Genomic DNA, 12,088 nt, shown 5'->3' with positions numbered 1-12,088 from the left:
CAACACCGACAACACACCTGCAACTGACCAAACCGCACAACAAAAACGCCCCGACCTAGGTCGGGGCGTTTTCATTTACAACCAAAAGCGCTTAGCGCGGGAACGCTGGCGGGTTTACACCGGCCATGTCTTCCATCACGCGAACCACCTGGCAGCTGTAACCGAACTCGTTGTCGTACCAGACGTACAGAACAACGCGGTTGTCCTGAACGATGGTCGCTTCAGCGTCCACAACGCCTGCGTGGCGCGAGCCAACGAAGTCGGTGGAAACCACTTCCTGCGAATTGACGTAGTCGATTTGCTTGTGCAGATCGGAGTGCAGCGCCATGTAGCGCAGGTACTCGTTCATCTCTTCACGGGTGGCGGCTTTCTCAAGGTTCAGGTTGAGAATGGCCATCGACACGTTTGGCGTCGGAACACGGATCGCGTTACCGGTCAGCTTGCCGGCCAGCTCAGGCAGCGCCTTGGCGGCAGCGGTGGCAGCACCAGTCTCGGTGATCACCATGTTCAACGCGGCGCTACGGCCACGACGATCACCCTTGTGGAAGTTGTCGATCAGGTTCTGGTCGTTGGTGTACGAGTGAACGGTTTCGACGTGACCGTTGATGATGCCGAACTTGTCATTCACAGCCTTCAGCACCGGCACGATGGCGTTGGTGGTGCAGGAAGCGGCGGACACGATCTTGTCGTCAGCAGTGATTTCGCCGTGGTTGATGCCGTGAACGATGTTCTTCAGCTTGCCTTTGCCAGGCGCGGTCAGAACAACGCGGTCGATACCCGGGCATGCCAGGTGCTGGCCCAGGCCATCGGCGTCACGCCATACACCGGTGTTGTCCACCAGCAGCGCATTTTTGATGCCGTACTGGGTGTAGTCCACTTCAGTCGGGTTCTTCGCGTAGATAACCTGGATCAGGTTGCCGTTGGCGGTGATGGTGTTGTTGGCTTCATCGATGGTGATGGTGCCATTGAACGAACCGTGCACCGAGTCGCGACGCAGCAGGCTGGCACGTTTGACCAGATCGTTCTCGGCGCCCTTGCGGACAACGATGGCGCGCAGACGCAGGCCGTCGCCACCACCGGTTTTCTCGATCAGGATGCGCGCCAGCAGACGGCCGATACGACCGAAGCCATACAGGACAACGTCGGTGCCGGTACGACCGGAACCATTCTGCTTGCCGACCACATCGACCAGTTCGTCACGGACGAACTCTTCGGCGGTACGGCCATTGCCTTCGGCTTTGAATTTGACAGCCAGCTTGCCCAGGTCTACCGAAGCAGCGCCGAGCTTGAGCTCACTCATTGCCTTGAGCAGAGGGAATGTTTCGTGGACGGACAATTCACTGTCATCGGACTGGCGATGGCGAGCAAAGCGGTGAGCTTTGAGAATCGCGATGACAGACTGGTTGATCAGACTGCGGCCATAGATCGAGCTCACCACGTTGTTATTGCGGTAGAGCTGACCGATAAGCGGAATCATCGCTTCTGCGAGTGCTTCACGGTCGATCCATTCACCAAGACACTGGTCGGGCTTCTGAGTCACGGGAACCTTCCACATGTAGGGGCAGAAAAAAGGGGCTACATTATGCCGCCGACTGCCTCCCGTAGCAATGCGCGCCTGTCGCACGGGCAGTAACAGAATCCCGTTCAAAAAAATTACGCCCCGCTCCAGCCCAGTAAAACCGGGGCCTCCAGCATCGTCAATTTTTTGGAGATATCGCCACCTTGTCCGTAACCATCCGTAACACACGTTCGTTTTGCCACTACATAATCAGTAGTTTTCACTAAAAAACCGCTCGATTTTGTCATTACCACTACATTTTGCCCAACCCGCGTAATAGACATATCTGCAACTGACAGCCGGCACCTGAGGCCGTTACAATTGTCGACTTTGTCGCAACGCTTGGAGCTCAACCTTCCGTGCCCGTTCTGCGTCTACCGCTTCTCCCTGCCGCGGCAGGTAAACAGCACTGGGGCAACTTGCCCGGTGCCGCCCTGAGCCTGGCCATTGCCGAGGCCGCCAGCGCTGCCAAGCGCTTTACCCTGCTACTGACCGCCGACAGCCAGAGTGCCGAACGGCTGGAACAGGAGCTGAGTTTCTTCGCCCCGGATTTGCCTGTCCTGCATTTCCCCGACTGGGAAACCCTGCCCTACGACCTGTTCTCGCCACACCAGGACATCATCTCCCAGCGCATCGCCAGCCTGTATCGGTTGCCGGAGCTGGAGCATGGGGTTCTGGTGGTGCCGATCACTACGGCCCTGCACCGCCTGGCGCCGACCAAATTCCTGCTCGGCAGCAGCCTGGTACTGGATGTCGGCCAGAAGCTCGATGTCGAGCAAATGCGCAGCCGGCTTGAGGCCAGCGGCTATCGTTACGTCGATACAGTCTATGAGCACGGCGAATTCACCGTGCGCGGCTCGCTGATCGACCTGTTCCCGATGGGCAGCAAACTGCCCTTCCGCATCGATCTGTTCGACGACGAAATCGAAACCCTGCGTACCTTCGATCCGGAAAACCAGCGCTCCATCGACAAGGTGGACACCGTTCGCCTGCTTCCGGCGCGGGAATTCCCGCTGCAAAAGGACGCGGTCACCCGTTTCAAGGCGCGCTTTCGCGAGCGTTTCGATGTCGACTTCCGTCGCTGCCCGATCTTTCAGGATTTGAGCAGCGGGATTACACCGGCGGGTATCGAGTACTACTTGCCGCTGTTCTTCGATGAAACCTCCACCCTGTTCGATTACCTGCCCCAGGACACGCAAGTGTTCTCTTTGCCGGGCATCGAACAGGCGGCAGAAAATTTCTGGAACGACGTGCGCAATCGTTACGAAGAGCGCCGCGTCGATCCATCCCGTCCTTTATTGCCACCGGCCGAGCTGTTCTTGCCCGTGGAAGACTGCTTTGCCCGCCTGAAGAGCTGGCCCCGTGTGGTTGCCAGTCAACAGGATGTGGAAACCGGTGTCGGTCGCGAGCGCTTCCCCGCTCAGCTGCTGCCGAACCTGGCCATCGAAGCCAAGGCCACTCAGCCGTTGGCGGCGCTGGCCGGTTTCCTCGACGAATTCCCTGGCCGCGTGCTGTTTACCGCCGAGTCCGCGGGCCGTCGTGAAGTGCTGCTGGAATTGCTGGAACGCTTGAAGCTGCGACCGAAAACCGTCGACAGCTGGCCAGACTTTGTTGCGAGCAAGGAGCGCTTGGCGATCACCATCGCGCCGCTCGACGAAGGTCTGTTGCTGGACGATCCAGCCCTGGCTCTGGTCGCTGAAAGCCCGTTGTTCGGGCAGCGCGTGATGCAGCGCCGTCGTCGCGAGAAACGCGCCGATGCCAACAACGATGCAGTGATCAAAAACCTCACCGAGCTGCGCGAAAACGCACCGGTGGTGCACATCGATCATGGTGTCGGCCGCTATCTGGGGCTGACGATCCTGGAAATCGACAATCAAGCCGCTGAATTCCTGACCCTTGAATATGCCGAGAACGCCAAGCTGTACGTCCCGGTAGCCAACCTGCACTTGATCGCTCGTTACACCGGCAGCGACGATGCCCTGGCGCCGCTGCATCGCCTCGGCTCCGAGACCTGGCAGAAAGCCAAGCGCAAAGCCGCCGAACAGGTGCGCGACGTGGCCGCCGAGTTGCTCGACATCTATGCCCGCCGCGCCGCTCGCGAGGGTTATGCCTTCGCCGACCCGAAAGCCGATTACGCGACCTTCAGCGCCGGTTTCCCGTTCGAAGAAACCCCGGACCAGCAAACCACCATCGAAGCGGTGCGCGCCGACATGCTCGCGCCGAAACCAATGGATCGACTGGTCTGCGGCGACGTCGGTTTCGGCAAGACCGAAGTGGCGATGCGCGCGGCGTTCATCGCAGTGCATGGCGGTCGTCAGGTGGCGATTCTGGTGCCGACCACCCTGCTCGCCCAGCAACATTACAACAGCTTCCGCGACCGCTTCGCCGACTGGCCGGTGAGCGTGGAGGTGATGAGCCGCTTCAAGTCGACCAAGGAAGTCAACGCCGCGGTCGCGGACCTGGCCGAAGGCAAGATCGACATCGTCATCGGCACACACAAGCTGCTGCAAGACGACGTCAAAATCAAAAACCTCGGGCTGGTGATCATCGACGAAGAGCACCGTTTCGGTGTCCGTCAGAAAGAACAGCTCAAAGCACTGCGCAGTGAGGTCGACATCCTGACGCTGACCGCTACGCCAATTCCGCGCACGCTGAACATGGCGGTGTCGGGCATGCGTGACCTGTCGATCATCGCCACGCCACCGGCCCGTCGCCTGTCGGTGCGCACGTTCGTCATGGAGCAGAACAAGAGCACGGTCAAAGAAGCCCTGCTGCGTGAGTTGCTGCGTGGCGGTCAGGTCTACTACCTGCACAACGACGTGAAGACCATCGAGAAATGCGCCGCCGACCTCGCCGAACTGGTGCCGGAAGCACGGATCGGCATCGGCCACGGGCAGATGCGTGAACGCGATCTCGAACAAGTGATGAGCGACTTCTACCACAAGCGCTTCAACGTGCTGATCGCCTCGACCATCATCGAGACCGGCATCGACGTGCCGAGCGCCAACACCATCATCATCGAGCGCGCCGACAAGTTCGGCCTGGCGCAGCTACACCAGTTGCGTGGCCGCGTCGGTCGCAGCCACCACCAGGCGTATGCTTACCTGCTGACACCGCCGCGCCAACAAATCACTCCCGACGCAGAAAAGCGCCTGGAAGCGATCGCCAATACCCAGGACCTCGGCGCGGGCTTCGTGCTCGCCACCAACGATCTGGAAATCCGTGGCGCTGGCGAACTGCTGGGCGACGGTCAGAGCGGGCAGATCCAGGCCGTCGGTTTCACCCTGTACATGGAAATGCTAGAGCGCGCGGTGAAGTCTATCCGCAAGGGTGAACAGCCGAACCTCGACCAACCGCTGGGTGGCGGCCCCGAAGTCAATCTGCGTGTACCGGCATTGATTCCCGAGGACTATCTGCCGGATGTTCATGCTCGATTGATTCTCTACAAACGCATTGCCTCGGCCACCGATGAGGAAGGCCTCAAGGACCTGCAAGTGGAGATGATCGACCGTTTCGGTTTGCTGCCGGAGCCGACCAAGAACCTGGTGCGGATCACGGCGCTGAAATTGCAGGCCGAACAACTGGGCATCAAGAAAGTCGACGGTGGCCCGCAAGGCGGTCGTATCGAGTTCGCGGCGCAGACACCGGTCGACCCGCTGACACTGATCAAACTGATCCAGAGCCAGCCCAAACGCTACAAATTCGAAGGCGCCACGATGTTCAAATTCCAGGTACCAATGGAAAGCCCGCAAGAGCGTTTTAATACTGTAGAGGCGCTGTTCGAGCGCCTCATTCCGACCACTGCTTAAGGACGCCGCATGCGCCTGTTTCGCTCACTGACCTTGTTGACGATGTTAATCACGACGCTGGTCGCCCCCACGGCGTTTGCCGATGATCTGTATCAGGTTGAAATGATTCTGGTGCGGCAAAACACCGTGCCCGCCATCGTCAGCCGCGCCGCGCCGGAAGACTGGGATGCCGGTGCTCAACGCATCAGCCCCGACAGCTTTCGCACGCCGAGCCTTAATCCCGAGGTGGAAAAGCTCACCGCCAGCAACGAATACACCGTGTTGCTGCACAAGGCCTGGCAACAGAACCTCGGCGAAGAGGCCAGCAAAGTCGCGATCAGCGAAGGCACCGAACAGTTCGGGCAGTTCCCGATCGAAGGCACGCTGAGCCTGAAATTGGGACGCTTCACCGACGTCGACGCCGACTTCTGGGTCAATCAGATCGATGCCAACGGCTTGGTCACCGCCAGCGAACGCCTGAAACAGGAAAGCCATACCAAGAACGGTCAGCTGAACTTCCTCGACAACGGCCATCTGGGCCTACTTATCAAGATCACCTCGTTGACCGCCCCTGCGCCTCGGCCAGCCCCCGATGTAATTCCGGACTGATTGAAGCCCTTATGTCCTCCGCGACCCTGAGCAAACCCCTGGCAACATCCTGGGTCAGCCGATTCAAGGAACAGAGCCTGGAGCGTGGCCGTCGCTACGCTCTGGAGAACCGCGTCAGGATCGTCGAAGTCGGCGATGCCACCATCACCGCCAGTTGCGAAGGCTCTGGCGGTAACGTTTACCGTCAGACCATTCGCCTGCGCGAGTCGGCCAAAGGCACCTTGCTGATGATCGACGCCACGTGCACCTGCCCGGTTCATACCAACTGCAAACATTGCGCGGCAGTGTTGCTGCAAGTGCAGGAAACCCTCGCGTATCCGGCCGCTGCCAAAGACGCTGAACTGCTGGAAAAACTTCAGGCCGTACTGGAAAACCGTAGCCCGAAAGCGCCGCCGCAAGTGTTGGTGGACAACGTGCAACCGGTGCCGCGCCTGTGGCTGGCGAGCATCGAGTTCAGCGCCTTCGAACCGCGCAACGGCAAGATGCAGCGGTACATCCAGCATCGCGCGGCGCTGTCCTTCAGCTATCTGGATGAATACGTCAGTGGACAGAAAAACACTGACATCCTGATTCGCCAAGAGACACAGACACTGCGGATAAAACGCCACCCGGAAGTCGAACAAGCCTACAGGGAACAGCTGCGAATCCTCGGTTTCAAGATCGCCACCCGACAAAGCAAGGCCCTGCCGGAAAGTGCCGGCGAACTCTACGAGATGGTCAACGACAGCGCCTGGCTGACCTTCACCCTCAACGAGCTGCCGAAGCTGCGCACCCAAGGGTGGGAGTTGCAGATCGACGAGGATTTCGGCTTCGACCTGACCGCCGTTGATGACTGGTATGCCACCGTCGAGCAGGCACCCGAGCGCGACTGGTTCGACCTGGAATTGGGGATCATCGTCAACGGCGAACGGCTGAGCCTGTTGCCGATCCTGTTGAACCTGATGCGCTCTCACACCGAGATCCTCAACCCGGAACGGCTCGCCCGACGTCGCGACGACGAACTGATTCTGGTGAACATTCCGCAGCGCCGCAGCACCGACCAAGGCCCGTTGCAGGTCGCCCTGCCCTTCGGTCGCTTGAAACCGGTGCTGGCGACCCTCGGCGAGTTTTATCTGCAAGAGCCCGGCGAAACCACGCTGCGCCTGAGCAAGGCCGACGCCACGCGACTGAATCCGCTGGAAGGCCTGCCGTTGCTCTGGGAAGGTGGCGAGCAGATCCGCACCTTTGCCCAGCGGCTGCGCGACATCAAGGACCACACCGCGGTGGCTCCCGAAGGGTTGAATGCCACCTTGCGCCCGTATCAGCTGGAAGGCCTGAGCTGGATGCAGTCGTTGCGGCAACTGGAAGTCGGCGGGATTCTCGCGGACGACATGGGTCTGGGCAAAACCCTACAGACCCTGGCGCATATTCTCAGCGAGAAGAACGCCGGGCGCCTCGATCGACCGTGCATGGTGGTCATGCCCACCAGCCTGATCCCCAACTGGCTCGACGAAGCGGCGCATTTCACGCCGCAGCTCAAAGTGCTGGCGCTGTACGGTGCCAGTCGCAAAAAGCATTTCGACAACCTGGCCGATTACGACCTGATTCTGACCACCTATGCGCTGCTGCCCAAAGACGTCGAGCGCCTGGCCGCGCAACCGCTTCATGTACTGGTGCTGGATGAAGCGCAGTACATCAAGAACCCCAACAGCAAGGCCGCCCATGCAGCACGTGAGCTGAATGCTCGCCAGCGTCTGTGCCTGAGCGGCACGCCACTGGAAAACCATCTGGGCGAGCTGTGGTCGCTGTTCCACTTCCTGCTGCCCGGCTGGCTCGGCGACGTGAAAAGCTTCAACCGCGATTACCGCGTACCGATAGAAAAGCGCGCCAGCGAAGTAAGACTTCAACACCTCAACGGTCGGATCAAACCGTTCCTCCTGCGCAGGACCAAGGAACAGGTGGCCACCGAACTGCCGCCGAAAACCGAGATCATCCATTGGGTCGAACTCAACGAAGCCCAGCGCGACGTATACGAAACCATGCGACTGGCCATGGACAAAAAAGTCCGCGACGAAATCACCCGCAAGGGCGTGGCGCGCAGCCAGATCATCATTCTCGAGGCCCTGCTGAAGCTGCGTCAGGTGTGCTGCGATTTACGCCTGGTCAACGATGCCGCCCTGCCCGCGCGCGGTAGCACTTCCGGCAAGCTCGATAGCCTGATGGAAATGCTGGAAGAGTTGTTCGAAGAAGGTCGACGGATTCTGCTGTTCTCTCAGTTCACCTCAATGCTGTCGTTGATCGAGGACGAGCTGAAAAAGCGTAGCGTGGCGTATGCGATCCTGACCGGACAAACCCGCGACCGACGCACGCCGGTGAAGGAATTCCAGAGCGGCCAGCGTCAGATCTTTCTGATCAGCCTGAAGGCTGGTGGCGTAGGACTGAACCTGACCGAAGCGGATACGGTGATTCACTACGATCCCTGGTGGAACCCTGCGACGGAGAATCAGGCGACTGATCGTGCGTATCGCATTGGTCAGGAGAAGCCGGTATTCGTCTACAAGATGATTGCCAGGGGCACGGTGGAAGAGAAGATTCAGCATCTGCAGAAAGAAAAGTCCGATCTTGCCGCTGGCGTGCTGGATGGGCGCAAGACCGGGGACTGGAAATTGCAGAGCGATGATATCGAGGCGTTGTTTGCGCCACTGCCGGAAAAAATTGATAGGTAGCGGCGATAGGTAGATCGTCTTCGCGGGCAAGCCACGCTCCCACAGGAAATCACTGTACCTGTGGGAGCGTGGCTTGCCCGCGAAGGCATCACTGCGGACTCACTGAAGAGGCAAACTATCAAGACTTGGGATCAGACAATGGCGCGAACAGCGCTTCAATATCACTCTGTTCGAGCTTCCACCCCCCACTCGCCCCACCTTCAAGCACCGCCCCGGTCAACGCTGCCTTTTCCTGTTGAAGCGCTTGTATTTTTTCTTCGACCGTACCGCGGGCAATCATCTTGTAGACGAATACCGGTTTGTCTTGACCAATTCTGTAGGCTCGGTCGGTCGCCTGGTTTTCCACCGCCGGGTTCCACCAAGGATCGAAGTGAATCACCGTATCCGCCGCCGTCAGGTTGAGACCGGTTCCCCCAGCCTTCAGGCTAATCAGGAACAACGGCACCTTGCCACTCTGAAAATCTTTTACCGGTGTGCGCCGATCCGTCGTGTCGCCAGTCAACAACGAGTAGTCGATACCGCGCTGCTGCAGTTCCTGCTCAATCAACGCAAGCATCGAGGTGAACTGCGAGAACAGCAAAATCTTTCGATCTTCACTGAGCAACTCTTCGAGCATCTCCATCAAGCTGACCAGTTTTCCGCTGCCCGAGCGAAGGACCTTTGCCGTCAGAGGCGTTTTGATCAATCGCAGATCGCAGCACACCTGACGTAACTTGAGCAAAGCGTCGAGGATGATGATCTGACTGCGCCCGACGCCGCTGCGGGCAATTTCATCACGCACCTTCTTGTCCATCGCCACACGCACGGTTTCATACACATCCCGTTGCCCATCGCTAAGGTCGACCCAATGCACGATCTCGGTCTTGGGAGGCAGTTCGGTAGCGACCTGTTCTTTCTTGCGACGTAGCAGAAAGGGTTTTATACGGGCCGTCAGGTGTTGCATCCGCTCGCTGTTACCGTGTTTCTCGATCGGGGTGCGATAGTCGCGATTGAAGGTTTTACTGTCGCCGAGCCAACCGGGGAGCAAAAAGTGAAACAGCGACCACAACTCGCCCAAGTGGTTTTCCAGTGGTGTGCCAGACAAGCACAAACGCTGCCGAGCCTCTAATTGTCGGGCTGCCTGAGCAGCTTTGCTGACCGGGTTCTTGATGTTCTGCGCTTCATCGAGAATCAGCACACTCCAGAGCTGAGGTTGCAAAACCTCCAGATCGCGCGGCAACAACGCGTAAGTCGTCAATACCAGGTCGTAGTCGGCAAGGCTGGCAAAATCGTTTTGCCGAGCGGCGCCATGGAGCGCCAGTACTTTCAGTTGCGGGGTGAAGCGTGCCGCCTCATCGAGCCAGTTGGGGATGAGGCTGGTAGGCATCACGGCAAGCGCTGGACGATCGAGACGCCCCGCCTGTTTCTCCAGCAGTAAATGAGTCAGGGTTTGCAGCGTTTTGCCCAAGCCCATGTCGTCGCCGAGGATACCGCCAACTTCCAGTTCGCGAAGGGTCTGCATCCAGTTCAGGCCTTCGAGCTGATACGGCCGCAGCACCGCGTTGAGGTCTTCTGGAGCAGCAACGTGTGCATGAGTCGATTCACGCAAGCGTTTCGCAAAACTGCGCAAACGCTCACCGCCCTGCCATACCAGTGGCAGCCCTTCCAGCTCACTCAACCGCGCCGCATCAGGGGTATTCAGCCGAAGCGAATTACCGTTGCTCACCCTCAAATACAACTCACCCAGCGTAGCCATCAATGGCTTGACCCGCCCGAGAGGCAGGGCGACTTTCGTACCTGGTTTCGCTCCGAACTGCCCACTATTGAGATCGATCAATACCTGATCGTTATCGTCGCGGCGGACTAGCTCAGCCGGGTTCATCAGCTGTGGCTGATTGCGTAACAAATGCAGCAGAATCGGTAGCAAGCTATGGCGCTCGCCATTGACCACGATCCCCAATTGCAGATCGAACCATTCGCGGCCCGGCGATTCCTCGATATCGGCATACCATTCTTCTACGGGCTGCAAATTAAAATGAAAGCCGTCAGTGATACTGATCTGCCAGTTGGCCTCTCTGAGCGCTGGCACTCCGGATTGCACAAAAGCAAGCCATGCCGATTCATCCGGCAAATCGAACATTTCGCCTGCGCTGTCGGGTAACGCATCACTTTTACGGGTGGCCTTTTTGAAGCCTTGTTTTTGCAAGGCCTGGCGCAGGGCTTTTTCGGCAGTCGGTTTACGCTGAATGCGCTGTGTTTCGGTGCCGATGAGCACCGATACTTCCGTGGATTTTTTGTCCGCGGCCATATGGCCGTTGTAAGTGAACGCCAGCGCTGCGCGGTGCTCCGGCTCGTGTTTCCAGTTTGTATAACGCTTGGTTGTTGCGAGGGTCAGGAAGGCCTGAGGCTCAATATCATCGACGATCCGCTCAGTCAACGTATGCGGCGGGGGGGCTAATCGAGTCGCAGCACTCATCCGATGGCTGAACTGCATGGCCTGACGTGCCGGGATGTCTGGGGCCAACGACAGGTGACAAGCAAGCTTGTGGTCAAACCCGCTCGCCAGCAGCCCGACTTCCAGACGTTCGCGATCCACGTAATACAAAGGCTCAAGCGCGAGAAAAGTCTCCAGCGGCGCTTCATTGATTCGCCATTTTGGACGAAAACTGCCATTGGCCTGCTCGGCCCAGACAAATTGAGCAGGCTTTTCGAGTCCAGCGGCCAAAGGTTGCCGTTGCTCAAAATCGAGAAACAGGCGCGAAGTCTTTAGTGCCAGCTCAAGGACTTCTGCCCCGCTGCTGCCCTGTAAGGGGTAGTCGCTGTAAAACCCATGATGTGAGTGAACGGCAATCACCAACCGGATGAGTCGCAGATCCACTTCAGTCAGATAGGCAGGTTGGCGCATCAGCGTCTCTTCCAGCGAAAACACTGGCTTGATGTCCTGTAACTGGCCATCCTTGAGCTGACGCGCCCGGAAAACTTCCAACGACCACTTGCCGGCAGTAGACGCCGGTTTGAGTTTGTACACCAGTCGTGTGCTTGCCCCTGGCACTGCCTCCTCGAAATGACTTCCCTCGCGAGGAACATCATTGAGCCAGCGCTCCAAATCGCGATTTAGCTGGACCGGGGCAGTGCTTTTGAACGAGTCCACGGGAAGCTCTTGCAAGTTATAAAGCACGGTTGCGCAGTGCTTGCAATTGACCACCACAGGACATGAACAACAGCAAACCAGTTCAAACTCACCATTAAAGTCTTCGATGAGCTCAATGGTTTGTTCATAGATATAGCCTTGGGAACCCTTGCAGGTCGCGAGAACGATAGCGTCCTCTATTTCGCGGATCTGTACCCGATTTTCTACAGCGTATTTGCGAGCCTTGTCCAGAGCACGATGACTGAACTCCTCCGCCCACGGCAGCTCATGAAGTTGTTCAATTATTGTCAGCATAAAA

The 12,088-nt window shown here is 58.4% G+C and carries 5 protein-coding genes; 3 read left to right on the top strand and 2 right to left on the bottom strand.

Features of this window, described 5'->3' with window-relative positions:
• Nucleotides 1-91: 91 nt before the first annotated feature.
• Entirely contained in the window at nt 92-1,555 is a 1,464-nt protein-coding gene (locus tag F6R97_RS25635) for a glyceraldehyde-3-phosphate dehydrogenase (protein ID WP_038979981.1), read from the bottom strand.
• A gap of 362 nt (nt 1,556-1,917) precedes the next feature.
• On the opposite strand from F6R97_RS25635, the gene mfd reads away from it, so the two are divergent.
• The 3 genes from mfd to F6R97_RS25620 are packed head-to-tail and all read left to right on the top strand — an operon-like array spanning nt 1,918 to nt 8,660.
• On the top strand, nt 1,918-5,367 hold the full coding sequence (gene mfd, locus F6R97_RS25630; protein WP_038979980.1) for a transcription-repair coupling factor: 3,450 nt from the start codon (nt 1,918-1,920) through the stop codon (nt 5,365-5,367).
• Nucleotides 5,368-5,376: 9 nt separating this feature from the next.
• Nucleotides 5,377-5,955: a CsiV family protein gene (locus tag F6R97_RS25625; protein ID WP_038979979.1), complete on the top strand. Its 579-nt coding sequence runs from the start codon at nt 5,377-5,379 to the stop codon at nt 5,953-5,955.
• An 11-nt stretch (nt 5,956-5,966) separates the two neighbouring features.
• Complete coding sequence (locus F6R97_RS25620) at nt 5,967-8,660, top strand: DEAD/DEAH box helicase (RefSeq protein ID WP_315867272.1); 2,694 nt, start codon at nt 5,967-5,969, stop codon at nt 8,658-8,660.
• A gap of 118 nt (nt 8,661-8,778) precedes the next feature.
• On the opposite strand, the gene F6R97_RS25615 is transcribed toward F6R97_RS25620, so the two are convergent.
• Nucleotides 8,779-12,084: a DEAD/DEAH box helicase gene (locus tag F6R97_RS25615; RefSeq protein WP_050682463.1), complete on the bottom strand. Its 3,306-nt coding sequence runs from the start codon at nt 12,082-12,084 to the stop codon at nt 8,779-8,781.
• Nucleotides 12,085-12,088: the final 4 nt, after the last annotated feature.

This window comes from Pseudomonas sp. JV414, from assembly GCF_032424305.1.
Lineage (GTDB): Bacteria > Pseudomonadota > Gammaproteobacteria > Pseudomonadales > Pseudomonadaceae > Aquipseudomonas > Aquipseudomonas lini.
The sequence above is the reverse complement of the archived record's forward strand: the minus strand, read 5'-3'. Positions and strand labels throughout refer to the sequence as shown.